Source organism: Methanolobus vulcani, from assembly GCF_006546655.1.
Taxonomy (GTDB): Archaea; Halobacteriota; Methanosarcinia; order Methanosarcinales; family Methanosarcinaceae; genus Methanolobus; species Methanolobus vulcani_A.
The window spans coordinates 522,728-548,007 of sequence record NZ_VIAQ01000015.1 but is presented as its reverse complement, the minus strand read 5'-3'; the positions used below and the strand labels follow the sequence as shown (position 1 = coordinate 548,007).

General features: G+C 42.1%; 24 protein-coding genes and 1 tRNA gene. 13 read left to right on the top strand and 12 right to left on the bottom strand.

Annotated features, from left to right (window positions below):
• The first annotated feature begins 46 nt into the window (after positions 1-46).
• Together FKV42_RS10050 and FKV42_RS10045 are read left to right on the top strand one after the other, a co-directional pair.
• Positions 47-580: a hypothetical protein gene (locus FKV42_RS10050; RefSeq protein ID WP_230375591.1), complete on the top strand. Its 534-nt coding sequence runs from the start codon at positions 47-49 to the stop codon at positions 578-580.
• A 220-nt stretch (positions 581-800) separates the two neighbouring features.
• Positions 801-1,448, top strand: a complete 648-nt coding sequence (locus tag FKV42_RS10045; protein WP_154810068.1) for a tetratricopeptide repeat protein — start codon at positions 801-803, stop codon at positions 1,446-1,448.
• A 37-nt stretch (positions 1,449-1,485) separates the two neighbouring features.
• Here the strand turns inward: FKV42_RS10045 and FKV42_RS10040 are convergent, their stop codons facing one another.
• The 5 genes from FKV42_RS10040 to FKV42_RS10020 all read right to left on the bottom strand — a co-directional run bounded on the left by FKV42_RS10040 (position 1,486) and on the right by FKV42_RS10020 (position 6,927).
• The gene (locus tag FKV42_RS10040) at positions 1,486-2,724 is read right to left on the bottom strand and encodes an MBL fold metallo-hydrolase (protein WP_154810067.1); all 1,239 of its coding nucleotides are present in this window, start codon (positions 2,722-2,724) and stop codon (positions 1,486-1,488) included.
• Positions 2,725-2,752: 28 nt separating this feature from the next.
• Positions 2,753-4,996: a DNA topoisomerase I gene (locus FKV42_RS10035; protein WP_154810066.1), complete on the bottom strand. Its 2,244-nt coding sequence runs from the start codon at positions 4,994-4,996 to the stop codon at positions 2,753-2,755.
• A gap of 324 nt (positions 4,997-5,320) precedes the next feature.
• Positions 5,321-5,818: a ferritin-like domain-containing protein gene (locus FKV42_RS10030; protein WP_154810065.1), complete on the bottom strand. Its 498-nt coding sequence runs from the start codon at positions 5,816-5,818 to the stop codon at positions 5,321-5,323.
• Between the two features lie 37 nt (positions 5,819-5,855).
• On the bottom strand, positions 5,856-6,530 hold the full coding sequence (locus FKV42_RS10025) for a peroxiredoxin (RefSeq protein WP_268865978.1): 675 nt from the start codon (positions 6,528-6,530) through the stop codon (positions 5,856-5,858).
• Position 6,531: 1 nt separating this feature from the next.
• Complete coding sequence (locus tag FKV42_RS10020) at positions 6,532-6,927, bottom strand: Fur family transcriptional regulator (protein WP_154810064.1); 396 nt, start codon at positions 6,925-6,927, stop codon at positions 6,532-6,534.
• 246 nt (positions 6,928-7,173) lie between these two features.
• On the opposite strand from FKV42_RS10020, the gene xth reads away from it, so the two are divergent.
• Positions 7,174-7,947 (top strand): exodeoxyribonuclease III, encoded by a 774-nt coding sequence (gene xth / locus FKV42_RS10015; protein ID WP_154810063.1) that lies wholly within the window; start codon positions 7,174-7,176, stop codon positions 7,945-7,947.
• A gap of 22 nt (positions 7,948-7,969) precedes the next feature.
• Here xth and FKV42_RS10010 read toward each other — a convergent pair whose 3' ends face one another.
• Both FKV42_RS10010 and FKV42_RS10005 read right to left on the bottom strand, forming a co-directional pair.
• Complete coding sequence (locus FKV42_RS10010) at positions 7,970-8,428, bottom strand: TIGR00725 family protein (protein ID WP_154810062.1); 459 nt, start codon at positions 8,426-8,428, stop codon at positions 7,970-7,972.
• 26 nt (positions 8,429-8,454) lie between these two features.
• Positions 8,455-8,976, bottom strand: coding sequence for a DUF367 family protein (locus FKV42_RS10005; RefSeq protein WP_154810061.1), 522 nt, complete (start codon positions 8,974-8,976; stop codon positions 8,455-8,457).
• A gap of 181 nt (positions 8,977-9,157) precedes the next feature.
• Between FKV42_RS10005 and minD the strand changes: the two genes are divergently transcribed.
• The 4 genes from minD (at position 9,158) to FKV42_RS09985 (ending at position 14,129) form a co-directional block, all read left to right on the top strand.
• Positions 9,158-9,952 (top strand): cell division ATPase MinD, encoded by a 795-nt coding sequence (gene minD, locus FKV42_RS10000; protein WP_154810060.1) that lies wholly within the window; start codon positions 9,158-9,160, stop codon positions 9,950-9,952.
• Positions 9,953-10,035: 83 nt separating this feature from the next.
• On the top strand, positions 10,036-12,222 hold the full coding sequence (locus FKV42_RS09995) for a type II/IV secretion system ATPase subunit (RefSeq protein ID WP_154810059.1): 2,187 nt from the start codon (positions 10,036-10,038) through the stop codon (positions 12,220-12,222).
• A complete protein-coding gene (locus tag FKV42_RS09990) occupies positions 12,215-13,138 on the top strand; it encodes a type II secretion system F family protein (protein ID WP_154810058.1) in 924 nt (307 codons plus the stop codon). The genes FKV42_RS09995 and FKV42_RS09990 overlap by 8 nt, the downstream gene beginning before the upstream one ends.
• A gap of 1 nt (position 13,139) precedes the next feature.
• On the top strand, positions 13,140-14,129 hold the full coding sequence (locus tag FKV42_RS09985) for a type II secretion system F family protein (protein ID WP_154810057.1): 990 nt from the start codon (positions 13,140-13,142) through the stop codon (positions 14,127-14,129).
• A gap of 43 nt (positions 14,130-14,172) precedes the next feature.
• On the opposite strand, the gene FKV42_RS09980 is transcribed toward FKV42_RS09985, so the two are convergent.
• The 3 genes from FKV42_RS09980 to FKV42_RS09970 all read right to left on the bottom strand — a co-directional run bounded on the left by FKV42_RS09980 (position 14,173) and on the right by FKV42_RS09970 (position 15,691).
• Complete coding sequence (locus FKV42_RS09980; protein ID WP_154810056.1) at positions 14,173-14,748, bottom strand: FumA C-terminus/TtdB family hydratase beta subunit; 576 nt, start codon at positions 14,746-14,748, stop codon at positions 14,173-14,175.
• Positions 14,748-15,587 carry a fumarate hydratase gene (locus tag FKV42_RS09975; RefSeq protein WP_154810055.1) on the bottom strand — a complete coding sequence of 280 codons (840 nt, stop codon included), beginning with the start codon at positions 15,585-15,587 and terminating at the stop codon, positions 14,748-14,750. The genes FKV42_RS09980 and FKV42_RS09975 overlap by 1 nt, the downstream gene beginning before the upstream one ends.
• 18 nt (positions 15,588-15,605) lie before the next feature.
• Positions 15,606-15,691 (bottom strand) — tRNA-Leu (locus FKV42_RS09970).
• A gap of 270 nt (positions 15,692-15,961) precedes the next feature.
• Here FKV42_RS09970 and FKV42_RS09965 point away from each other — a divergent pair.
• Positions 15,962-16,174: a winged helix-turn-helix domain-containing protein gene (locus FKV42_RS09965; protein ID WP_230375588.1), complete on the top strand. Its 213-nt coding sequence runs from the start codon at positions 15,962-15,964 to the stop codon at positions 16,172-16,174.
• Positions 16,175-16,216: 42 nt separating this feature from the next.
• Here FKV42_RS09965 and FKV42_RS09960 read toward each other — a convergent pair whose 3' ends face one another.
• Positions 16,217-16,675 carry a hypothetical protein gene (locus FKV42_RS09960; protein WP_154810053.1) on the bottom strand — a complete coding sequence of 153 codons (459 nt, stop codon included), beginning with the start codon at positions 16,673-16,675 and terminating at the stop codon, positions 16,217-16,219.
• 274 nt (positions 16,676-16,949) lie between these two features.
• Between FKV42_RS09960 and FKV42_RS09955 the strand changes: the two genes are divergently transcribed.
• Positions 16,950-20,372, top strand: a complete 3,423-nt coding sequence (locus tag FKV42_RS09955; RefSeq protein WP_154810052.1) for a DNA polymerase II large subunit — start codon at positions 16,950-16,952, stop codon at positions 20,370-20,372.
• Between the two features lie 46 nt (positions 20,373-20,418).
• On the opposite strand, the gene mmp10 is transcribed toward FKV42_RS09955, so the two are convergent.
• Positions 20,419-21,654, bottom strand: coding sequence for a methyl coenzyme M reductase-arginine methyltransferase Mmp10 (mmp10, locus tag FKV42_RS09950; RefSeq protein WP_154810051.1), 1,236 nt, complete (start codon positions 21,652-21,654; stop codon positions 20,419-20,421).
• Positions 21,655-22,052: 398 nt separating this feature from the next.
• On the opposite strand from mmp10, the gene mcrB reads away from it, so the two are divergent.
• From mcrB to mcrG, 4 genes are read left to right on the top strand one after another with little or no spacing between them, the layout of a single operon-like run.
• Positions 22,053-23,357 (top strand): coenzyme-B sulfoethylthiotransferase subunit beta, encoded by a 1,305-nt coding sequence (gene mcrB, locus FKV42_RS09945; protein WP_154810050.1) that lies wholly within the window; start codon positions 22,053-22,055, stop codon positions 23,355-23,357.
• Between the two features lie 49 nt (positions 23,358-23,406).
• A complete protein-coding gene (mcrD, locus tag FKV42_RS09940; protein ID WP_154810049.1) occupies positions 23,407-23,901 on the top strand; it encodes a methyl-coenzyme M reductase operon protein D in 495 nt (164 codons plus the stop codon).
• A gap of 8 nt (positions 23,902-23,909) precedes the next feature.
• Complete coding sequence (gene mcrC / locus FKV42_RS09935; RefSeq protein WP_154810048.1) at positions 23,910-24,512, top strand: methyl-coenzyme M reductase I operon protein C; 603 nt, start codon at positions 23,910-23,912, stop codon at positions 24,510-24,512.
• Positions 24,513-24,524: 12 nt separating this feature from the next.
• Entirely contained in the window at positions 24,525-25,274 is a 750-nt protein-coding gene (mcrG, locus tag FKV42_RS09930; protein WP_154810047.1) for a coenzyme-B sulfoethylthiotransferase subunit gamma, read from the top strand.
• Positions 25,275-25,280 lie beyond the last annotated feature (6 nt).

The following is a 25,280-nucleotide window of genomic DNA, read 5'->3' as shown; positions in this document are numbered from 1 at the left end:
TTACGCGAAAGATCATGTATCTGATGTTCCGGCAGGATGTGTCAGAATGATAGATAACGGTATTGTTATTGAAAAAGCTATCAGAAGAATTGCCGATGAATACGGTTTTGATATTGAAACTGTAGAAAATGCCATTAACACATCAGAAGTCCCGCTGGACCTTGAAAAAATGGTCAGCGAAGGAATTTTCTGTTTCAGGGGACCAAACGAGGATGTAAAATATGGTAATGCAGCCCTGTGCCTTTCTAACAAAATACTTGCCAATGCAGGTGTTGCTAAGAGATTAATTCCTTTGATCTGTGAACGTATACGCAATTGGGACCATGAAGATATTGAAGTATTATTATCAGAACTGAAGAAGGTAATCACTATCATGGAACTCAATCCTGATGAATATCCTGGTCTTCAGAAATGCAGCATTGACCCGAAAGACCTGCCAGGTGAAAAAATACCGGATGACATCAAAGAGAAATGTGATGTGTGGGCAATGGACAAAAAAGGTATGTGTCTTGTGGGAATTGATGCCAACAAACTAATGCATATTGATGAGATTCGCAAAGCACCGGCAAGTTGCTCATAATATACCTATGGAGAATAAACTAATCACTGTTTATACTTCATGTTAATATTACGTTATTTTTTTTATTATTTTGTTAATATATGCATCCCTTAACTCCGAATAATTTCGATAACTTAATAAATATGTTATGTGCATTAAGGAAAAGGAAGAAGAGAATAAGATTACTGTAAATATCATGTTGTTTAGTATCTTATTACAAGTTCTGGAGTTGGTTGGTTGAATGGATTCTGATACACCGGAAGAATGGTTCAAATTAGCATTTGATGCTGAAGATCCGGAAGAAAAAATCGAATATTTCTCACTTATCCTTGAATATGAGAATCTTGACCCAGAGCTATGGAGTAATGAAGCGCTTGCGCTGGTCTGGAACAATAAAGGTATAGCGCTTTCTTTTCTTGGACATGATGAAGAAGCTCTTGAATGCTTCAAGAACTCTGTCCGACTTAACAAAAGTGATGTTGATGTCTGGTGCAACATGGGAGTTATTCTTTTCAGCACCGGTAACTACGAAGATGCAATCAAATGTTATAACCGCATACTAAGACTTGACCCTTCAAATGAAAATGCCTGGGTAAAAAAAGGTGATATTCTTAGAGTGCAGGGAATGCACAATGAAGCCATTGAATGTTACAGCAAGGTCCATAAGGAGATCGAGCTTGACAATAAGTTTGCAATTGTGTGGAATAAAAAGGGTCTTGCTTATTTTGGTCTTGGAAAATACGAAGATGCAATCAAATGTTTTAACAGGGTTCTTAAAATTGATCCCGAACATATTGATGCAATAGAGAACCTTAAAGCTGCAATGTCAAAAGCAAAACAGATCAACGAGGAGATTAGACTCTCAAACCCCTCGGCCTGTAAAATGTAACATTTGATATCTACAAATAATACTTTTCATATATTGATTATACAGTGAAACGTTCCCCAATCTCAGGAGCGTAGGCTTTCACACCAACCTCCTCAGTAATCCAGTCTGCAAAACCTTCACAGTTGTCACCGTGCATGGTAAATACATGCTCAGTTCCCCTGTCACAGAAATCTTTTACCATTTCCTTAAGTTCTTTATCACCTGAATGAGCGGAGAAATCATATTGCTCTATCTTTGGTTTCAGATGCTGGATAAATCCGTCATTTTCAATGATACCAGTATCCATAGCCATTCTACCATTGGTGCCTTCTACCTGATAACCAGTAAGTAGAATCTTTGATTTGGGGTCTTTGTACTTCTTATTGAGATAATATAATACAGGACCACCATTCAGCATTCCGGCTGTTGTAACAATAACAGAAGATTCAAGATGTACCGAATCTCTTTTTCTTCCAGAGACTGTGGTTGCGTTATCAAATGCCTTCTTAAGATGTGTTGGATTTCTGATGTAATCCATATGCTTTGACATCACTTTGTATGCATGGACTCCCATACCATCAACGTAAGCCCTGATTCCATGTGCATCCAGAAGCATCAGTATTTCCTGTGTTCTTCCGATTGCAAATGCAGGAATAATAACCGTACCACCTATATCCAGAGTGTCCATCACGGAATCTATGAACTGGCTTTCAACTTCCCTGCGAGGTGGATGTTCATCACCAAAATACGTGCTTTCTGTTATGAGGACATCAGTATCCGGGAATTCAACTGCACCGGAGACAAGTCTTGTATCCGAGGTATTGATGTCACCTGTATAGTACAGACTCTTAGCATCTTTATCCTTAAGGAATATCGAGGACGCACCAGGTATGTGTCCTGCATCAAAAAACTCAACATCATATCCATGAGTATGGAATGGTACACCATTATCTATCTGTTTGGTTCTGTGTGCAAACCTTGTAAGGTCAATGGAATCAAAAGCAGGCATCTGGCCTTCTCTTTCAGCGATTCTAAGAGTATCCTGTGCCAGCATATTTGAAAGATCAAAAGTAGGTGGCGTCATGAATACATCAGGATCAAGGTCCATGAGATTAGGAACTGCACCTGAATGGTCAATGTGAGCATGCGATAAAAGAACAGCCTGTGGCCTTGAACCGTTCAATGGATACTTGATATGTTCTCCTGGAGAAACTCCGTAATCCATCATGATCTTTTCATCAACCAGTACCGCCGATCTGCCGACTTCCCTGCATGCACCCTTGAATTCCAGTTCCATTTTAACCTGCCTCCTTTCAGGCAATCCTTCAGACAATATCAGATTGCCATGTTTTAATTTTCTTAACAGGTATACTTGTAGCTTTTGCAAGTTCCAGTGCGTCAGCCTCACATAATTCATCAACACTACAGATTCCTGCATCAGCAAGTTTCTCTGCGGTGACCTTGCCAATTCCTGATATATCATTCAGGGTCTTTGGCTTTTCCTTATCAGGAGATTCTTCCTTTTTCTTTTTCTTCTCCTCTTCCTGTGTTTTCTGCCATTCAATGAAATTACACTCAGGACATCCAAGGTTCCATGGCCTTTTGCCTGCATTGATAATTCGTATATGATACAAACCGTGTTCTTCACATTGTTTGTCCGTTACAATAATCTGACCGGACCTTGGAAGCGGTAGTGAGAATGTACAATCAGGATAACCCTCACATCCGATGAAACGACCTCCACGCTTTGAACGCATTACCATGAGGTTTGATCCGCATTCTACACATGTACCTATGATCTTATCCTCTCGCAGACCTGCACGAAGAGACTCACTAATGTCATCCTTGTTCTTTTCAAGATCAGTAAATACCTCTTCAAGCATTTCCCTGGACTCGTTCAGAACATTATCTTCCGGAATACCACCTTCTGCAATCCTGTCCATATCAGCTTCAAGTTTGCTGGTCATATCAGGCTTTGAAATGGTAGGTGCGAATTTTTCAAGCGCATCTACAACTGCAACAGCAGTTTTAGTAGGTTGAAGTGGATTCCCATGAACATAAGCTCTTGAATAAAGTTTACTGATAATGTCGTGACGTGTAGCCTTTGTACCAAGACCCATCTCTTCCATGATCTTTATAAGACGACCCTGCCCATATCTTCCGGGAGGCTGTGTCTCTTTTGCCTCAACATCGATCTTAAGTACGGAATGTATGTCGCCTTCTTCCATTTTTGGAAGCAGCCTGTCCTCAGGTGCATTATAATGATAGTACCATCTCCATCCAGGTTCCACAAGTCTTGCACCATTTGCCTTGAATTCCTCACCCTTAATGTCATACCTTGACCTGATAGTTTCCCATTTTGCAGGGTCGGCAAAGGTTGCGAAGAATCTCCTGACAACCATCTCGTAAAGTTTCCATTCCTGTTCGTTCATCTCGGATTTCTTGGCAAGAGATGCAGGGAAAATTGGCGGGTGGTCCGTTGTCTCTTTCTTACCCTTTGTTGGTACAAGCTCTTTCTTTTCCAGCAGCTTCAGAGCATACTCTTTAAATGTACCTGTCTTAAATATCTCGATCTGTGCCCTCAGGTCAAGAGTATCAGGATAAACAGTGTTGTCTGTCCTTGGATATGATATAAAACCGTTAGTGTAAAGCGTCTCAGCAATTCTCATAGCATTTGCTGCAGTAAAGCCAATAGAACTTGCCGCACTGATAAATTCAGTAGTGTTAAAAGGTGTTGGAGGTTTGTCTGTTTTTTCAGATGTTTTGAGTTCGATCACCTGAGCGTCATCACCAATGGAGATCTTCGCCATTGCGGCATCGACCTCTGCCTTCTCCCAGAACCTCTTTGTACGGTGCTCAACCTTGAATTCTTCACCATTTTTGCTCTTAAGCATCGCCGAGAGTTCCCAGTATGGTTTGGGGATAAAGGCTTCACGTTCTTTTTCACGTTCAACGATAAGTGCAAGTGTAGGAGACTGAACCCTACCAACCGACAGGAACATCTTTCCCAAACGTCCGGCTGCAAGTGAGATATAACGTGTCAGTGATGCACCCCATACAAGGTCAATAACCTGACGGGAATGTCCGGCATCTGCGAGGTTGAAATCCACATCTGAAGGATTGGAAAATGCATTATCAATAGCTTTTGGAGTGATGGCACTGTAGTGAACACGGTCAAAGACTACATTTTCATTCACCTGCTTGATGATATCAAGAGCCTCAACCCCAATGAGTTCTCCTTCCCTGTCGTAGTCAGTTGCAATGGTGACTTTTGTAGCTTCCTTTCCAAGCTTTTTAAGTGCGGATACTATCTTTACCTGAGTTGAAGCTGTAATAATCTCTGCACCAACGAGTTCATTCGCTTCCACTTTCTGCCAGTTATTATATGCTTTGGGGAAATCCAGTTTCACAATATGACCGCTGAGGCCAATGAACACTTTTCTTTCCTCATCTAACTCATATTCATAAGTGTCTACACCACTTACACGAACCTGTTTCACTTTCTGTGGCGCCAGGATTGCGGCTATTCTTTTTGCTGCAATGTGTTTTTCTGCTATGATGAGATGCATGTTATCTCCGTGTATCTTGAAATGTGTGATAGTAACTAAATAATTGAATGTTTATCTGATCCGATACTTTTGACAGGAAATCTTTATTTTTACAGTGTTATTTAATGATTAAATCTAACAAACATTCTTCTAAATATACCTATCGCAAATACATAACAAATAAAACAAAACAGCACTTTGAGAAAAGTAGCATCATGCGATGCAGTCTAATAAATAAAAATATGTGCACGGGTGCACAAAAACAATAATTAATGTAAGATAATACGTTTCCTGCTCAATTTAACTGAACAGGAAATGTCTAATCCTTCCATCCGCAGAAGAAGGTTAGTCCCTTCTCTGCATAAGTTCGATATCTTCCATAACTGCCTGCAGATCATCCTCATGCTCGATCTCATCGGTGAGAATCTGCAATACAATCTCGTAGGTAACAGGGTCTTTGTCCTTGACTTTCTCAAGAATATTGCTGTAGACCTGAATAGCACACTGCTCTCCTTTGATGTTCTGCTCAAGGATTTTCTTTACAAAAGAATCCTCTGGAGCTTCATATCCACAGTTTGTGATATCGTACCATTCCTGTGGAGAAAGAACTGGAGTTCCTCCAAGCTGTACTATCCTGTTAGAAACCATGTCTGCATGGCGCAGTTCATCGTTTGCATGCTCTATGAGTTCAGCTGTTGCAGCTTCCCTCATTGGGCCTTTGATAACTTTTGCACCAATCCAGTACTGGTAGTATGCTAACCACTCGTCCGCAAGTGCTCTATTCAATAAGTCAATCAGTTCATTGACATCTAACCCTAGTATTTCCACACCTTTTGTTCCCATGATAGGTCACCTATGAATTATATCTTAGAATACGTATTTAAGACTGTTTCTTCAGGCACATGAACCAGTCGAGGCAATACTTTCCTTCTTCTTCGGTCTCGACCCTTTCCTTTGCAGTTCCGCATGATCCGGGTGGTGGAATTATTACGTCATCTCCTGGTTGCCAGTTTGCAGGGGTTGCAATGTTTTCTGCATCGGACTTCTGCATTGCAAGTATAATTCTCTTGATCTCATCCATGTTCCTGCCGTTAGACAATGGATAGTAGAGGATTGCTCTAACCTTTGCTTTTGGGTCCATGATGAAAACTGCTCTGACAGCCTGTGTTGTGGAGGCATTTGGCTGTACCATTCCGAACTTCTTTGCAACATCCATCTTAAGGTCTTCAATTACAGGGAAGTTCACTTCAACATCCTTCATTCCCTTGTAAACGATCTTCTCTTTAATGGTGCGCAGCCATGCAATGTGAGCATAGATACTGTCAATGGAAAGTCCAATAAGTTCTGTGTTAAGTTCCCTGAATTCTTCCTGCATAGTTGCGAATGTCATAAATTCAGTTGTACATACAGGTGTAAAGTCTGCAGGGTGACTGAAAAGAATTACCCACTTCCCCTTGTAATCTTTAGGGAAATTGATCTCACCCATAGTTGTCACCGCTTTAAAACTTGGTGCGTCGTCTCCGATAAGTGGCATTGTTACTATTTCTTCTTCCATATTACTCCATCTCCATACATTTCTTACAAATTCCGTAAAAGTTAGTGTCTGCTGATTCTATTTTGAAGTCATCTATCTCTTCTGCTATTTTCATAGCATACTCGCTAAGTTCTTCTGATTCATAGTCTGTGATTTCTCCACACTCAAGGCATATTGTGTGATGATGAGGCACCAGATTCGCTTCGAACCTTGAAACCCCCTTAACATTCACCTCCTTTATCAGTCCCTTTTCAGCCAGGAACTTCAGGTTATTATAAACTGTAGCTTTGCTGATACGTGTCAGTTTTTGCCTTACTCCCTCATAGACATCATCTACAGTTGGATGACCATCAAATTCCTTGAGGAAATCCAGGATCTCAATCCGCTGGTTTGTATATTTGATGTCTGCTTGTTTCATATCTGACCAACTTTTTGTTTTTTCAGGTTTCTAACATATCTTATGTAAGAACGAATTCTAAATAATAATTATTATTATTTAAGCTTTGTTCCTATTTAGTATTTAGACCTATTTAGAACTATATATTTGAATAAATAATGTTAAAAAACCAGGCCAGCAAACAAAATGAAATTCATTTGAGCAAGTTACTTAAAAGATAATTAGCAGATTAGTAGCAAATAATCATCAAAATCCCGGAGAAATAAAATGAGTAAGACCAGGATAATTTCATGGAATGTAAATGGCATAAGGGCAGTTCACAAGAAAGGGTTCCTTGACTGGTTCAATGAAGAGAAACCAGATATACTCTGTATCCAGGAAACAAAAGCACGCAGGGAACAGCTTCCTGCCGAGCTTCTTGAAACAAATGGTTATTACAATTACTTCGCCTCTGCAGAGAAAAAAGGCTACAGCGGAGTTGCACTTTACACCAAAAAAGAGCCCGTAGATATAAAGTGCGGTTTTGGAATAGAGAAATTCGATAGTGAAGGACGCACACAAATTGCAGATTTTGGAGATTTTGTGCTCTTTAATATATACTTCCCCAACGGCAAAGCATCAGCCGAAAGACTTGCATACAAAATGGAATTCTACGATGCTTTCCTTGAATATGCTAATACTCTCAAGTCCAGAGGTAAGAAAATAATTGTCTGCGGTGATGTGAACACAGCACACAAGGAAATCGACCTTGCCAGACCAAAGGAAAATGAAACTGTGTCAGGCTTCCTTCCTGAAGAACGCGCCTGGATAGATAAGCTACTTGACAACGGTTATGTGGATACTCTTAGAATGTTCAACGAAGAACCTGAAAACTATACCTGGTGGAGCATGAGAACTAAAGCCCGGGAAAGAAACGTTGGCTGGAGAATTGATTACTTTTTTGCAAGTGACAATGTAAAAGACAACATCAAAGATGCGTTCATACTGGCTGATGTAATGGGTTCGGATCACTGCCCTATTGGGATTGATGTTGAGTTCTGATTTCCAAAAACGAAAAAAGAATTTATTGTTTTTCACTTATGCTGTTCAGGGCAATCCTGACAGCATCTTTTGGGTCACTTGCCCTAATGGTACCCTCTATATCCCATTTTGAATTCAGGGTCACCACTGTTTTACCCATCTTAAGAGAGTGCGCAATCTCTGAGAGTGTACCATATTCCCCGCCTACAGCTATTAAAGCATCAGAAGAGCGTGCAATGATAACATTCCTTGCATGTCCCATTTCAGTAACAATAGCAATGTCAATATAAGGATTGGCACTTTTTCGGCTGTCACCCGGAAGAAGACCAACAGTTGTACCGGATTCTTTTTTTGCACCCCTGGCAGAGGCTTCCATTACCCCACCAAGTCCGCCGCAAATAAGAAGAGCACCATTTCGGGCAATCTCAGCACCTACTTCTTCAGCCAGAATTTCCATTTCCCTGTCACACGAGCCTGCACCGATTACTCCTATTTGTATCATAGAACACAAACCCCTAATCACCTATTTCACATGTACTCGCTCTGTATCCGCAAAACATCTTTACTGTCCTTAGCCTCAGAATATTCTTCCAGGGGCTCATGGTTAAGCTCAAGAAAAGTGTGGCCCCAGTTGAACTTGGACATTATCTTCTCTGCCTGCTGCTTGTTACCAAGTATATACAGAGCTGCGGCAAATGCCTCAACCGATGTAAGTTTGAATGGTCTTCCGAAGTTTACAGGGTTTGCAGCCACAAGGTAAGGCAATGCACGGTGTTCCAGCCTCATTCTGAGAAGCTGGGGGAACACCCTTTCAACTTCCTCCCAGGAACAATCCAGAACAGTAATACCTTTTTTTGCGCTGTCCTCTGGTGAAAGGGCTTTTTCAGCCATAGGATCCAGCAAAATAGACCGGGAAGGAATTCTATCTATTTTCTCAAAAAGATTTACAAGCCCGAATTTTGCCATTTTCTTGCCGGTACACTTTTTCGGATCACATTGTTTTGCATGATATAGGAAGAGTTTAATGTCTTTTTCATCAGCTTGTATCATGTGGGAAAAAGCGTCATGATGCTATAAATTCTTGTTCTGTGAACATTTTAACACAAAAATAATATAGATATGTATTTATAATTTTAAGTAGTATTTAGTGATGATTATACAGTATATACGCTAACAAAATTGATCGGTATTTGAATGGTACATCAACTGCGATCATTAATCGAGGCATTTTATGACAGCAACAATTTTCACAATCGTCTCAGGGAAGGGTGGTGCGGGCACAAGCACCGCTGCTATAAATTTGGGTGCCGCTCTGGCAGGGTTTGCAAAAAAAACAATTCTTATCGATGCTGACATCGGAATGCCCACCATTGGACTGATGTTGGGACTTGAAACTTCAAAAGGAACTATTCACGAAGTACTTGCAGGCAAAGTAGAACTTAATGAAGCTATTTATGACGGACCAAATAACATGCACATTCTCCCGGGAAGTATTTCACTCCAAGGTTTTGTGAACGCAAACACAGAGATACTCGATGACATTGTGGAGAGTGTCAAAGAAAAATATGAATATATCATAATTGATTCTGCTACCGGGATTAACAAGAATTCTCTACTGGCAATATCTCTTGCTGATGAAATAATCCAGCTTATTAATCCGGACATTGCATCTCTTGCCGGAGCAATGAAAATCAAAGCTATTTCTGACAATATGGGCAAGCAGTTCAGAGGAATACTGCTTAACAGGACTGGTGTTACCCAGAACGAAATTAGTTCGGAGCGGATAGAAACTGCCCTTGGACTCAAGGTACTGGCAACATTACCGGAAGAGAAGAATGTGAAGAATTCACTGGCATTCAAAGCTCCGATTATCACAAAATATCCAGCTTCCCAGGTGAGTGTGAACTTCAACCGTCTGGGTGCTGAAATTGCAGGCATCAAAGCACCAGTAGAAGAACTATCTCACGAAAAGCCTGAAAAGAAAAAGAAAGCAAGAAAGTTCTCCCTTGCAAAAAACAAGAAGTGATCCGGGTGTGAATATGGAGATAATGCCGGAAAAGATTATTATGATAATTAATGGGATGACCGTGGTCACCGGGGTTGGTAATTATGAGTTTAGATAATAATCCTGATGACCGGAAAACTGCAACAGAAGATGCAGATGAGATTGAGACATCCCTTCAGACTGAAAGTGAATCATCTGAAGTTGAAGATTTCCTGCGGGAAATAAAAGAATCAGATGCAAAAACCGAATTATCTGCAGAGAATACAGAAAATGACATCCTTCTGGATGACATTCCCATAGAAGAACCTGCAGAAGATATAATCCTGGAAGATAGCGTAACCGACAAGATAGAAGACGCTGAAACGGAAGAGATTCCCATTGAAGAGGAAACAATAGATAAAGAAACAGGATTATCGGATATCGTTGGTCATGAAATCGTTGCAGATGACATACTGGAAGATGAGACTGAGTCTCTGACAGTTGACGAGGATGATGCAATAAGCGAACTTGCAGACCTTATCCTTCCCGATGCAGAACCAGTAAATATTGAAGACCTGAAAAGCAAGATTGACGATGTTTACATTCCATTATATAGGGATGATATTGAAGAAGACAGGGATTCTTTCTGGAAAGACACTATTTCTGAGATATATAGTGAAGAACCCATCGAAGAAGAACTGTTTGTAGAAGAGGAAAAAGGCGAATCTATTCTTGACCGTATCAACAAGTTAATACCAACAACGAAGATCGAACTGGAACCATATAATGTTATTGAGCACGGACCATTAGTAGACCTTACAATGCCAGCAGACAGCCCTTACAGGGAAGTTGAACTGTATGAAGTTAATCCACTCTATGCATATGTCAGAATCGCATATGACCCGGAATCTCATGAATATCAGTATCAAGTGATAGAAGCTGTGCTAACGGAAAAAGAGAAGGAACTGCTTGAAACTATCAAACTCAAATTCATTGAGACACTGGATGTGAATCTTAAGGAAATATCCCGCCAGAATGCAGAGGAATTCCTGAGAGAGAATGTAGCTAAATATCTGATTGAATTCAAGATCGACATCTCTCCGAGAAAACGTGAGAGAATAATGTACCACATTGTCCGTGACTATGTAGGATATGGAGAGATTGATGTTCTCATGAGAGATCCGAACCTGGAAGATGTTTCCTGTGACGGACCTAACACACCTGTGTATATTTTCCATAAAGAATACAACTCGATTCCGAGTGACATTGTGTTCCCTTCCGATAATGTTCTGGATTCTTTTGCCATAAGGATCGCACAGATATGTGGAAGACATATTTCCATTGCAAATCCACTACTTGATGCTACAATGCCTGATGGTTCGCGTATCCAGATGACCCTTGGACGTGAAATCACAACACGTGGAAGTACTTTCACCATCAGGAGATTCAAGGATAATCCGATCACTCCTGCAAACCTTATAGAATATCACACATTCTCAACAGCTATGATGGCCTATATGTGGCTGGCTGTAGAATCAAATAAGAGCCTGGTATTTGCAGGAGGTACCGCATCCGGTAAAACTACTGCTATGAATGCGGTTTCACTTTTCATCCTGCCGGAAATGAAGATAGTTTCCATTGAGGATACAAGGGAGCTGAACCTTTCACATCCAAACTGGATCCCTGGTGTTACCAGACAGGCATTTGCCGGAGAGGACAAAGGTTCCATTGAAATGTACGAACTTCTCAGGGCAGCCCTCAGGCAAAGACCTGAATACATCCTTGTGGGCGAGGTGCGAGGTGCTGAAGCCTATGTACTGTTCCAGGCAATGTCCACAGGACACACTACATTCTCAACAATGCATGCCGATTCCGTACAGTCAGTAGTACACAGACTAGAAAATCCACCTATTAACGTGCCGAGAATCATGATACAGGCACTTGATCTTGTGGCAATCCAGGTGCAGGTAAAGGTTGGTGATGAACGTGTCAGAAGGTGCAAGAGCCTGACTGAAATTGTAGGTGTAGACCCAAGAACGGGTGAATTGCTTACAAATGATGTTTTCGTATGGGATGCTGCACGTGATATGTTCCAGTATTCAGGACGATCCTACATAATTGAAAGCGTAATGGAAAGCCGCGGTTGGGCTGAAGAAAAGGTTCGTGATGAACTTAAACGACGGCAGGATATACTTGAATGGGCCCGTGTTAAAAAGGTCACTCACTTCAGAGACTTCGCAAAGGTCGTCATAGGATACAACCGTGAACCGGAAATGATAATGAAACTCGTAAGGCAGGAATTGTATGGCTAATCCGTATTTTATCTTTGCTTACAACCTTTTTGGAAAATACTATGAGAAAAAAAGGGTTGAATTTTTCGGCCTGCGGCATAATCTTCTAAAGAACAGGTTAGACCTGTCTTTTGATGTGTACATGTCCTCTGCACTCCTGAGTTCGATCCTGTCTGCACTGGTAGCTTTACTTGTTATTACTTTCCTTTTTCTGATATTTGGTGTTCCCAATGTACAACCAACCAGAATTATGATCCCTGGATGGATGACACCATACCTCCAATACAAGTCCATTGTGCTTGGCGTGTTTTTCGAAATATTTTTCACAGCTCTGGTGTTTGCAATCGTTTATAAGATATTCCTTGTGTATCCGTCTATAATGGCAGGTGACAGGAAAAGAAGAATTGACACCATGCTTCCATATGCTGTTAACTATATGTCAGCTATGTCAGGTGCAGGAGTTCTTCCGGTTGATCTTTTCAGATCACTTGCAAACAATGATATTTACGGAGAAATGTCAGTCGAATGCAGATATCTTGTACGTGATCTGGAAATTCTGGGTCATGACCTTGTAACTGCTATGAAAAATCTTTCTGTAACAACACCATCAACGGCATTCCAGGATTTTCTGCAGGGTGCCATCACTGTAGTAGCTTCAGGAGGACAACTTGAGCCGTACTTCGAGATTAAGACTGAACAATATATTATGGAGAACCGCCAGAACCAGAAGGAATTCCTGGAAACTCTTGGCCTTCTGGGAGAAACATATGTGACGGCTTTTGTTGCCGGTCCGCTTTTCCTTGTGGTTGTAATTTCTATTATGTCAATAATGGGAAGTGCACAAATGGTTTTCCTGTATATCATAATCTATGCCCTGATACCTATTGGCAGTATTATGTATGTCGTTCTTATCAGCATGATGACTCCGGAGGCCTAATATGAAATTAGCTGAATTTTTGAATCTCAAAACAGAAGATCAGGACATGCTTACGGAAGAAGAATTAACAGAGCTGGAAGACAACCTGATCAATTCAAAAATGGAGGAAGCAAAGAAGAATGTAGCGATAAAGGAATTCCTGAAGGATCCTTTAGATACACTATATACACATCCGGAATATGCATTTGCCATTAGTGTGCCTATTGCAATGGTCTTTTTTGCAATTGGCATGATAGCTACATGGGGCACTCCTATTATAGATGACGTGATTATCTTTTCAGTGCTTATTACTATTACACTTCCTGCATTTACTTTCCATAAGAAATACAAGAGGACAAATACCATCGAAGAATATCTGCCTACTTTCCTCAGGGATATTTCCGAAATGAGCAGGGCAGGACTTACACTTCCAAGAGCGGTAAACACCGTTGCAAGAGGAGAATACGGAGCTCTTACAAAAGAAGTTCAGGCCATGGATGCTTCGATGTCCTGGGGTGTTTCTTTTGAAGAGTCACTGGAGAACTTTGCAAAAAGAGTTCCAACTCCAATTATCACGAGGACAGTTGCACTTATCACACAGGCAAGCAAGGCAGGAGGACGTGTTGTTTCTGTTCTTGAAGCTGCTGCCAGAGATGCCAGAGAAGTAAAATTGCTGGAACGTGAGAGACGTGGTAATATGATGGTATATGTAGTCATCAGTTACATGTCATTCTTTGTGTTCCTTTTTGTGATTGGAATGCTTACATCCACTTTCGTACCAACAATGGCAGAAGCCGGAAAAGCTGCAAGTGCAGCTGGTGCAGGAAGCCAGTTCATTGGTGCATTTGATCCTTCAAAGTACACACGTCTCATGATGCATACTGGTGTTATCCAGGGATTTATGAGCGGACTTGTAGCTGGACAGATGGGCGAAGGTTCTGTATTCCAGGGTTTCAAACACTCAATAATCCTTACTCTGATAGCCTGGATAATATTCACGTTCGTTATCTGAAACCAGTCAAATAAAACAAAAATAAGAATAATCAAAGGAAGGCTTATTCTATTTTAGAATAAGCTTCCAGTGCTTTTTTTCTCACATCTGTGAAAAGATCATTTTCATGAGAATCAATTCCCACGACCAGAGGACCAAAATTCTCCACCTTAAGTTCCCAAACGGCTTCAGGCATCCCAAGGTCCAGCCAGTGAACTGCAATTACCTTTTCTATGCTCATGGCTGCAAGGGCTGCGCATCCTCCTGTAAATGCCAGATAAACTGACTTTCCTTTCATGGATTCTGTCACGTTATCCATGCCACCTTTTCCTACAAATGCACGCACCTGGTGAATATCAAGAAGAGAGGGTGTCATTTTTGACATTCTTGCACTTGTGGTAGGTCCGGCAGCAACTACTTCCCAGCTATCATCTTTTCCCTTCATGAGAGGGCCGCAATGATATATTACCGCACCTTCAAGATCAAATGGAAGTTCTTTCTTTTCCTCTGCCATTTCAAGAATTCTTGCATGGGCTTCATCCCTTGCAGTGTAAATAGTCCCGCTGAGATAGACAATGTCACCAGCTTTTAGCTTATCGACATCTTCCTTTTTCAGTGGCGTACTTAGCCTGTATTCCATTATTCATCACCACCAAGAACAACTGATGCATGACGATTTGCCCAGCATTGTATGTTCACCGCAACCGGAAGTGATGCAGTATGACAGTGTGCTTTTTTAATGTGAACTGCCAGGGCGGTAGTTTTTCCTCCAAGTCCCATTGGTCCGATACCCAGCGAATTAATGTCTTTGAGGAGAGTTTTTTCTTCTTCGTTCATCACATCAACTTTCTCAAGCAGAGCTGACTTTGCAAGTCTTGCAGCTTTGTCAAATGAACCACCAATACCCACACCTACAACAACCGGAGGACATGGTTTTCCACCTGCATTAAGAACTGTTTCAAGGACAAAGTTACGAATACTGTCCTTTTCAGTGGGATTAAGCATCTTAATGGAACTCATATTCTCAGAACCTGCACCTTTCGGTGCCACGGTTATTTTTACACTGCTGCCGTCCACAAGTTCGTATTTAATATCCGGAATTCCGTTTCCTGTATTATTCCCACTGTTACTGCGGGTTAAAGGATCAACAGCGTTTGGACGCAATGGTATCGACTGAGTTGCTTTCCTCACACCTTCAAGAATAGCATCCTCCAGCCTGAAATCCATTCTGGAATCACGGCCAAGCTCTACAAAGAAAATCAGTATGCCAGTGTCCTGGCACATGGGTACTTTCTGTCGGGATGCGATCCCTATATTCTTCAAAATGGCTTCAAGTTGCTCTTTTGCAACCGGGGATGTTTCCTCTGATGCGGCTATTTCTAATGCGCCAACAACATCCTGTGGCAGTACGGTCTCAGCCTCTTCTAAAATATCAACAACGGCTGATACGACACTATCATAATCAATGGAATTTGACAAAAAAGATCACCTTTGGTGTGGTGCGGGAGAAGGGATTCGAACCCCCGAACGCCTGCGCGAGCAGATCTTGAGTCTGCCACCGTTGGCCACTTGGTTACTCCCGCATCTGAGATATAACGATACCTCTATTGCCGTATTTATTATAAATTTAACTGTCGCTGAATACATAAATCCAAACTTGCGAAAGTGTGCAACAAATAATAAATGCTGTCAGTTCAGTAACATATATACCTATTATTACTACTAATCAAAGGAATTATATACAAGAGGACTTAAATTAGGAGTATAGTGGTAGACCAGTGGTACAGTATTGTATGACTGGTTTATGGAGTACAAGAATAGAATGCAGGGGGCATACTATTAGGCGGAGTCGGTTGGATATTACAATAGCCATTCTGAAAATAGCAGTGGATGGCGCAAAAAAGACACAGATAGTTTACGGAGCAAACCTTAATTCAACAATTGCAAATAAATATCTCACGAGGCTGGAAGAAAAACAGCTTATAATGCAAAAAGATAATATATTTGTTACTACGGATAAAGGAAAAATGTATAAAGATATGGCCAGCGAATTAGATATTCGCTGACATTGATTTTAGTTATTTTTGATGTTATTGGACTTACTTGTTTCAGATGAGACCCAGTAACTGTGAAATCTTAAGGACAACATTTGCCACAGTGTAAGTTATATTGTTCACAAGGCCTACAGGTTCAATAACAATATCACCATTATCCTTTGCTTCAACGAAGGTCTCGAGCGGTGTTTCCGAATCCATCACGCTTCTTACAGTGGCCTCGCTGGCCCCAATGATCATGGTGGCATCAAACTCATCATCTTCTGATACTTCTTCAAAGGTAGTTACATATGCGTCTTCAGTAACTGCCTTTATGTAAATCTCATTACCGGAATCATCTACGATGACAAGTTTTATTACTTCATCCCCAAGCAGGCTTTTGAGAGAAGAAGACAGGTTCTCTGCATTTGCATTATATTCATTGACTTTTATTTCAAGGTCACTGACTATATCCGCACTTGCCACCGGCATGAACAACATCAGCAGCATTAAAATAATTATTATTTTTTTCATATAAGCCCTCCCGTGTATGATTAAGTCCTAATTGACAGATAGGTAAATATGAACATGGTAAATCACAAAATTTCCTGAATAATAGAAAAACAGGAAAAAAACCAGTATACGACCATATTTCCAGCCATGTAGAACACCTATTAATCGTACCAATTATATATTGGATTCAATTATAGTTATAGTTGTCTGTGACCGGATATGAAAGAATAATTTTTTGCAGGAAAACTGTTTTAAGAACATAAATATAATTGCATCTTCAGGAAGGCGATTTCTAATGGGCGAGATAGTAGTAAGCGATGCCATGAGAGACTATTTTGAAGGGCTTGAGGCCAATCTCCATAAAGAGATAGAGATTGCCAACCGTGCACGTTCAAAAGGCGGAGACCCTAAACCCCATATAGAAATTCCTCTTGCTAAAGATCTTGCGGACAGGGTTGAGAATCTCATCGGCGTAAAAGGTGTTGCGGAGCAGATCCGCATATTTGACGAGACAATGTCACGTGAAGAAGGAGCTCTCGCTATCGGAAAAGCCGTTGCTGAAGGTGCTGTTGGTACATTTGATTCAAAGGAAGAGGCAATCGAAGCTGCCATCCGTGTATCCGTTGCAATGCTTACTGAAGGTGTGGTAGCAGCACCAATCGAGGGAATTGACAAGGTCACACTTGGAAAGAACGATGACGGAAGCGAATACATCCGGATATTTTATTCTGGACCGATACGCAGTGCAGGAGGTACAGCCCAGGCATTGTCCGTTCTTGTTGGAGATTATGTCCGCCGTGCAGTAGGAATTGATAGGTATAAACCACGAAAGGAAGAAGTTGAACGATACGTGGAAGAGATCCTGCTTTACAGGCGTGTGGCAACTTTACAGTATACACCATCTGAAGATGAAATCAGGCTTATCGTTGAGAATTGCCCTATATGCATAGACGGTGAACCCACTGAAGCCGAGGAAGTTGAAGGTTACAGGAACCTTGACAGGATTGAGACGAACAGGATTCGTGGTGGTATGTGCCTGGTCCTTGCAGAAGGTCTGGCACTGAAAGCCCCAAAGGTCCTGAAGCACGTAAATAAACTTGAGATGGATGGATGGAACTGGCTTAACACATTTATAGCCGGAACAAAAAGCTCAGGCGACGATGACGGATTTGTGGGTGTCAAGCCCAAGGATAAATACCTGCGTGACCTGATAGCAGGAAGACCTGTATTCTCACACCCCATGAGACCCGGTGGTTTCAGACTCCGCTACGGCAGGTCAAGAAACACATCTTTCGCTGCTGCAGGGATAAGTCCTGCCAGCATGTATATTATGGACAGTTTTATCGTTTCAGGCACGCAGCTTAAAGTTGAAAGACCTGGAAAAGCCGCAGGAATGGCACCTGTTGACAGCCTGGAAGGTCCTACTGTGAGATTGAAGTCAGGCGATGTAATAAGAGTTGATGACGAGCAGGAAGCTATCGAAATTCACCCGGAGGTTGAAGCCATAATTGATATTGGTGAAATACTCATCAATTTCGGTGACTTCCTTGAGAACAACCATCCTCTTGTACCTGCATCTTATTGTTTTGAATGGTGGATACTGGAATTTGAAAAAGCAGTAGAGAATTCACCTTACTCAAGAGAAGAACTTAAAGATCCATCCCAGGAACTTGCACTGGAACTATGCGAAAAATACAATGTTCCGCTTCATCCTGCTCATACCCATCTGTGGCACGATATATCTGTTCAAGAATACGAAAAACTTGCATTATTTGTATCAGAGAATGGAGTTCTTTCTTCAGATTCAAAGATACTTGAGCTTCCACTTTCCCTAACAACAGATTCGGGAATTAAAACAATCCTTGAACATCTTCTTGTCCTTCACAGACTGGATGATGGAAAGATAATCATCGAAAATCCTTTACCATTCATCAAATGTCTGGGGCTGGACACAGACCTGAAGAAAAAATGGACGGCTTTGCCGGAAGAACTTACAGAAACAGTGCCTGTGGTCAATGAACTCAGCGGCCTTATTGTCAGGGAGCGCGCACCAATCAGAATCGGAGCCAGAATGGGGCGTCCAGAGAAATCAAATAAAAGAAAAATGTCTCCTGCTCCTCATGTATTGTTCCCGATCGGAGATTCTGCGGGAAATACGCGTAAAATGGAGGCAGCGGCTGGCTACATATCATCAATGAACAGTAAGGTTGGACAGATACGTGTTGAGATAGGTAACAGAGTATGTCCTGCCTGTGGAAAGGATACTTTCCTTTATCGCTGTGACTGCGGAGAATTTACCGTACCAAAGCTCTTCTGTCCTAGATGCGGAATTGCAGTGCAGAAAGGAGAATGTCCGAAATGCGGATCAAAGACCACTTGCGTGAAAATGCAGAATATCAATTTCAAAGAGATTTACCAGGCTGCCTTTGCAAATGTTGGAGAGCGTGAGAACATCGAGGTTAAAGGCGTCAAGAGAATGATGTCAGGAACCATGACTCCTGAGCCTCTTGAAAAAGGAATTTTGCGCGCAAAACATGACCTTTATACATTCAAGGATGGAACTGTCAGGTACGATATGTCCGATATTCCGCTAACTCATATTCGTGCTGATGAGCTGGGAATCAAAGTAGATAAATTAATCGGAATCGGGTATACAGAGGACATATACGGAAACAAACTGGAAAGGGGTGACCAGGTTGTCTGCCTGAAAGTACAGGACCTTGTGGTTTCCTATGATTGTGGCCGGTACCTTCTGCGAATAACGAAGTATATCGATGACCTGCTTGAGAAATACTATGGAGAAGAGCCATTTTATAAGGCAGAGAAGATAGAAGATCTTGTTGGCGTGATGCTAATGGGACTTGCACCTCATACATCAGCAGGAGTACTCGGAAGACTTGTAGGTTTTACAAAAGCATCAGTGGGTTATGCCCATCCTTTCTTCCACGCAGCTAAAAGAAGAAACTGTGACGGTGATGAGGACTGTGTCATGCTGCTGATGGATGGTCTGATTAATTTCTCAAGAGATTATCTTCCTGAAAAAAGGGGAGGAAAGATGGACGCTCCTCTTGTGCTTACAACTCGTCTTGACCCCAGTGAAGTTGACAAAGAAGCACACAACATAGATGTGTGTGACCACTATCCTCTGGAGTTCTACGAAGCTACCCAGAGTTACACTAATCCAAAAGAACTGGAATCCACATTTGACCTTATAAGCTCAAGACTTGGAACTCCAGACCAGTATGAGCACTTTATGTACACTCACGATACAACCGATATTGCTGCAGGGCCACTTAATAGTGCATACAAGACACTTGGCAGCATGGTGGAGAAAATGGATGCACAGCTTGCACTTGCAGACAAGATAAGAGCTGTTGATGCACCGGATGTTGCTGAAAGGGTACTAATTTCACACTTCCTGCCTGATATGTTCGGTAACCTCAGGGCGTTTTCAAGGCAGGGTACAAGGTGCCTGAAATGTGCTGCGAAGTTCCGCAGACCTCCACTTACGGGAATTTGTCCAAAATGCGGAGGCAGGGTTATACTTACAGTTCATGAAGGTGCTGTGAAAAAGTATCTTAAGGTCTCAAAGAAGGTCGCTTATGAGTACAACGTTTCCAGTTACACCAAGCAGAGAATAGAACTGCTTGGCCTGGATATGCAATCACTCTTTGAGAATGACAAGTCTAAGCAGACCGGCCTTCTTGAGTTTATGTGAGTTATTTAGCGAGTAATAAAAATGATTAATGCAGGCGATATCTGCTTTATTGGTTAACAGGCAGGCCGATTGCATTAATTTCATGAATGAGTTCTGTGAACTGCTTTACCTCAAATTCAAGGACTTCTTCTTTTGTAAGACCTATTGACATTTCACCATCGTATGTCAACATATCAGGTCCGCGGCGGACAAAGCGTGAAACACCATCTTCTGAAAGCACAGTTGTTACCTCCGGATCATATACGAATGCCCTTCCCGGAATAACAACAGTTTCCTTTACATCAGACAGATCCAGCTTTTTGAGATCATCTATGGTAATAAGACAACCTATATCCTTGTCCACGGCAACAACATTGACAGCGCTGCCAAGTTTTGTGAATATCTCCTGAAGCCTTTCCTTTGAAGCACGACTGGTAAGTATTGTTGCATCTTTTCTAATAACAGGAAGTTTTTCCAGTGACTCCGGTTCATTCCTGATGGCGTAAGGACAGCCAATCAATGGATCTTCAAGTGGTGTTCCGGTTATACGCAGATTGTACTTTGCATCGGCATCCCTTACAATTTTCACGAATTCCTCAATGCTGTGAGTTTCAACCCCTTCCACAACAGGAGCGTTATTAAGTATGAGACCTTCCTCTGTTTTATTGGCAAAGCGCATGAGTATAGCTCCTTTAGCACCCATTTCCTCAAGGTCCGCAAGGGTTTTGTCAAGTACTTCACCATCATTTACTCCGGGAATGATAACGATAGCTGCGTAAACATCACAATGCTGGCAGAACTGACGCAGGACTTTCAATGCGGCTTCTGGTTCCGGGTCACGCATGTATTTCCTTCGTAGTTCGGGATCTGTTGCAAATACTGTGAATGAAACTTCTGTGACTCCGTATTCAATGAAGAACTCCGCTTCATCACCATTACTGAATCCTTTTCCACTGGTGTAACCCAGATGTATAGGAAGTCCGAACTGGGCAATGTTAGCAACCAGTTCCATAAGGTCAGGATAGCAGCTTACATCACCTCCACCGCTTATGGTGATCTTTTCAATGTTGTCACCTGCCATCATGAGACGCTGGTAGAGCTCCTGGAACACATATTGCCCCGGCTTGAAACCGGAATAAGATTCCCTTACACCTCTTGTACAGTAATCACAGCCCTTTTTGAAAGGCAAACAGTATTTGCATCCAAATGGAGGGTTCTCTTTTACTTTCTTGAAATAACAGTATGTGCAGAAGCCTTTGCAATCAATTCCGGGATTGCCTCCTACGTCAGCAGTGATCTCCATAAAACGAGATACATATTATATAGATACTTAAAGGTTTGCGGTTCTTTTAATATACATTCATATTCGCAGTGGAACTGCATTTTACAAATGTATTAAAAGATTAAGATTTGTATTGAGAATAATACTGTTATTTAAGTTTTCTCTGTACAAGCTCTGACCAGATACATAATCAATTATTTTTGCACAGGAATATTGCTTGCGGTTGATGATTGCGAAATTGTCGTGGAATGATGCAAAAGGTTTAAACGTCATTGTTGCTTAATAATTTCGAGAATTCCCATTGGAAAAATTTTCGTACAGGAAATTACTATGTGGTACAAAGTAATTGACTTTCATTCTTTCACCTGTACATTTCCAAATGGGTGATTTCTGAATAGAAACATAGGAGGAAAATATACGTGTCTGATAAAATAGACATTTACGACGACAGAGGTAAACTGTTGGAAAGCGGCGTTGATCTTATGGAAATCGCGCCAACAAGAAACGCAGCGATTCAAAATATCATCAAAGATACAAAGAGGACAGTTGCTGTAAACCTCGCTGGTATCGAGAAAGCATTGAAAACCGGTGCCATGGGCGGAACTAAAAAACAGATCCTTGGAAGAGGCCTTGAGTATGATATCTTAGGCAACTCCGGTGCTATCCTTGATTCCGTAGAGAAGCTCATAAAAGTAAGCGATGATGACGACACCAACGTAAAGGAACTTGGTGGCGGAAAGCAGCTCCTCGTCCAGATCCCAAGTATAAGGACACAGGTCGGTGCTGACTACGTATCCGGAAGTACCGTAACAGGTGCAGCAGTGGTCCAGACAATCATTGACATGTTCAACGTTGACATGTTCGATGCACCAATCGTAAAGTCCGCTGTATGGGGAAGCTACCCACAGACAATGGACATGAAGGGCGCAAACATCGCATCAATTCTCAGCATTCCACAGAACAACGAAGGTCTTGGTTACTCCCTGAGGAACATCACAACAAACCACGTAGCAGCAATCACCGGCAAGAAGGCAATGAATGCAGCAGCACTCTCATCAATCTTCGAGCAGGTAGGTATGTACGAAATGGGTAACGCTGTAGGACCATTCGAGAGACACCAGTTACTCGGTCTTGCGTACCAGGGTCTTAACGCAGGTAACTTCGTATACGACATCGTAAAGGAGAACGGAAAGGACGGTACAATCGGTACTGTAATTCAGTCTGTAGTAGACAGAGCTATTGAAGCAGATATTATCTCAGTCGACAAGACAGCTCCATCTGGATACAACTTCTACAAAGCAAACGATGTTTCAATGTGGAACGCATGTGCAGCAGCAGGTCAGCTTGCAGCAACTATGGTAAACGTAGCAGCAGGCAGAGCAGCTCAGAACGTATCATCAACCATCCTCTACTACAACGACATACTTGAGAAGGAAACAGGTCTTCCAGGTGTCGACATGGGTAGAGCACAGGGTACTGCAGTAGGATTCTCATTCTTCAGTCACTCCATCTATGGTGGTGGCGGACCAGGTATCTTCAACGGTAACCACGTTGTAACCAGACACTCAAGAGGTTTCGCAATTCCTTGTGTATGTGCTGCATGTTCACTTGACGCAGGCACACAGATGTTCTCAATCGAGAAGACATCCGCACTTGTCGGAAACGTATTTGGATCCATCGAAGAATTCAAGGAGCCAATCAAGGCAGTAGCAGGTGCACTCTAAGACACAACACCCTCCTTAAATATCACAGATAATCACAAAGGTAACAAAAATGTCAGATACTTTTTCAGACACAAACTATGTGCAGCTTGAAATTTATCCATCAAGACTGCTCAAACCCGAAACTGCCCAGAACTTGCTTAACGAGATCTCTGATCTTGAAGGAATAATAAGGCTGTTCATCCATGGCCCAAGACTTCCACAGACCGTACCTTACGGACCTGCCACAGGACTGCCTGTGAACCATTCAGGGAATGCTGTAATCGAGGTCGCAGGCCAGGCAATAGAACTTGCTGTATCCGTAGGCAGCATCCGTATGGAAGTTTTAGATGTGGATGTAAAAGAGCAGGTAAGGGAAGTTTGTGAAAAGGTTCTTTCAGTTCCATTCGAATTCAGAGTAGGACATTTCATTCCAACGAGGCAGACAGTCAGCGACTATGCAAGACGTGGTCCGAATGCTGATCCTCTTATGACTGGAATGACAGATCCTAAAGGTAAACTGAAGAATCAGTCAATATGTATTCTAAGACCTGATGATATGGAATAAGTGATAAGATGTTTGACCGGGAAACACAGGTTGTAGATTGCAGACACGGAATGGGTCTTGGCCGCGGAGGAGGACTTGCACAGCGAGGTACTCTTTCTGAAACAGGAAGACCTGATGTCATCGCAGTTGCAATGAGCCCGGGAAGAAGACATATCACAAAACCAGTATGTGAACTCACATATGGCATGCGCCGTGAGGAAATCCAGGTTAGTGTGCTTGTGCTTAACACCGGCTCAGGTGTTCCGGATACAAATATGGGATCCGGGTCTTTTGGAATTAGTCCTGAAGAAATAGCACAGATCAACAGGCACAAAGTTGCTGTGATCCACACAGGAAACATCAGGGACCATGTGGTCCGTAAAGTAAAGGCAATTCTTGAGCAGACCGATGTTCCAGCAGTAGTTGTTTGCCAGACCCTCGTTGATTTCGAGGATTTTGCAATGGCAGGAATTAAGACACGGCTTGTTAAACCCAAAGATAGTGATATTTTAGCAAAGGGAAGGGTAATGGAAATTGTGACAGGAGTTACACGAGGCGAATCATGTTCCAGGGAAAAACTGAACGAACTCGTGAAAGCCGTGAAAACCACAATGAGATCATTAGAGAATTAGGAGTGAATAATTATGGCATATGAACCACAATATTATCCAGGAGCAACATCCGTTGCTGAAAACAGAAGAAAACACATGTCTGGTAAAGTCGAGAAACTCAGAGAAATTTCCGACGATGACCTGACACTTGTTCTCGGACACCGTGCACCAGGTAGTGACTACCCAAGCACCCACCCACCACTCGCAGAAATGGGCGAGCCAGAGTGTTCAATCAGAGAACTCGTAGAACCAACACCAGGTGCAAAAGCTGGTGACAGGGTAAGGTACGTACAGTTCGTTGACTCAATGTACAACGGTCCATCAGTACCATATGTAAGATCATACAGTGCAGCAATCAACTTCAGAGGTGTCGACCCAGGTACACTTTCCGGTCGTCAGGTCGTTGAAGCTCGTGAGAGAGACATGGAAGAGATCGCAAAGTTCCAGATGGAAACTGAAATGACCTGCCCAGCACTTGCAAGTCTTAGAGGTGCAACAGTACACGGTCACTCACTCAGACTTCCAGAAGACGGTGTAATGTTCGACATGCTCGACAGGTGCAGAAAAGAAGGCGATGTAATCATTATGCACAAGGACCAGGTAGGAAGACCAATCGACAAGAAGGTAAACCTCGGCAAGCCAATGTCCCCAGAAGAGGCAGCAAAGAGGACCACAATCTACCGTGTCGACAATGTAGCATTCAGAGATGACGCAGAGGTCATCGAATGGGTACACAGAGTATTCGACCAGAGAACCACATACGGATTCAAGCCGGAGAACTGAGGTGAT

Excerpts from the sequence above, each read along its gene's own strand:
- FKV42_RS10050 (WP_230375591.1), top strand. The coding sequence starts at position 47 with ATGATAGATAACGGTATTGTTATTGAAAAAGCTATCAGAAGAATTGCC.
- FKV42_RS10045 (WP_154810068.1), top strand. The coding sequence starts at position 801 with ATGGATTCTGATACACCGGAAGAATGGTTCAAATTAGCATTTGATGCT.
- FKV42_RS10040 (WP_154810067.1), bottom strand. The coding sequence starts at position 2,724 with ATGGAACTGGAATTCAAGGGTGCATGCAGGGAAGTCGGCAGATCGGCG.
- FKV42_RS10035 (WP_154810066.1), bottom strand. The coding sequence starts at position 4,996 with ATGCATCTCATCATAGCAGAAAAACACATTGCAGCAAAAAGAATAGCC.
- FKV42_RS10030 (WP_154810065.1), bottom strand. The coding sequence starts at position 5,818 with ATGGGAACAAAAGGTGTGGAAATACTAGGGTTAGATGTCAATGAACTG.
- FKV42_RS10025 (WP_268865978.1), bottom strand. The coding sequence starts at position 6,530 with ATGGAAGAAGAAATAGTAACAATGCCACTTATCGGAGACGACGCACCA.
- FKV42_RS10020 (WP_154810064.1), bottom strand. The coding sequence starts at position 6,927 with ATGAAACAAGCAGACATCAAATATACAAACCAGCGGATTGAGATCCTG.
- xth (WP_154810063.1), top strand. The coding sequence starts at position 7,174 with ATGAGTAAGACCAGGATAATTTCATGGAATGTAAATGGCATAAGGGCA.
- FKV42_RS10010 (WP_154810062.1), bottom strand. The coding sequence starts at position 8,428 with ATGATACAAATAGGAGTAATCGGTGCAGGCTCGTGTGACAGGGAAATG.
- FKV42_RS10005 (WP_154810061.1), bottom strand. The coding sequence starts at position 8,976 with ATGATACAAGCTGATGAAAAAGACATTAAACTCTTCCTATATCATGCA.
- minD (WP_154810060.1), top strand. The coding sequence starts at position 9,158 with ATGACAGCAACAATTTTCACAATCGTCTCAGGGAAGGGTGGTGCGGGC.
- FKV42_RS09995 (WP_154810059.1), top strand. The coding sequence starts at position 10,036 with ATGAGTTTAGATAATAATCCTGATGACCGGAAAACTGCAACAGAAGAT.
- FKV42_RS09990 (WP_154810058.1), top strand. The coding sequence starts at position 12,215 with ATGGCTAATCCGTATTTTATCTTTGCTTACAACCTTTTTGGAAAATAC.
- FKV42_RS09985 (WP_154810057.1), top strand. The coding sequence starts at position 13,140 with ATGAAATTAGCTGAATTTTTGAATCTCAAAACAGAAGATCAGGACATG.
- FKV42_RS09980 (WP_154810056.1), bottom strand. The coding sequence starts at position 14,748 with ATGGAATACAGGCTAAGTACGCCACTGAAAAAGGAAGATGTCGATAAG.
- FKV42_RS09960 (WP_154810053.1), bottom strand. The coding sequence starts at position 16,675 with ATGAAAAAAATAATAATTATTTTAATGCTGCTGATGTTGTTCATGCCG.
- FKV42_RS09955 (WP_154810052.1), top strand. The coding sequence starts at position 16,950 with ATGGGCGAGATAGTAGTAAGCGATGCCATGAGAGACTATTTTGAAGGG.
- mmp10 (WP_154810051.1), bottom strand. The coding sequence starts at position 21,654 with ATGGAGATCACTGCTGACGTAGGAGGCAATCCCGGAATTGATTGCAAA.
- mcrD (WP_154810049.1), top strand. The coding sequence starts at position 23,407 with ATGTCAGATACTTTTTCAGACACAAACTATGTGCAGCTTGAAATTTAT.
- mcrC (WP_154810048.1), top strand. The coding sequence starts at position 23,910 with ATGTTTGACCGGGAAACACAGGTTGTAGATTGCAGACACGGAATGGGT.
- mcrG (WP_154810047.1), top strand. The coding sequence starts at position 24,525 with ATGGCATATGAACCACAATATTATCCAGGAGCAACATCCGTTGCTGAA.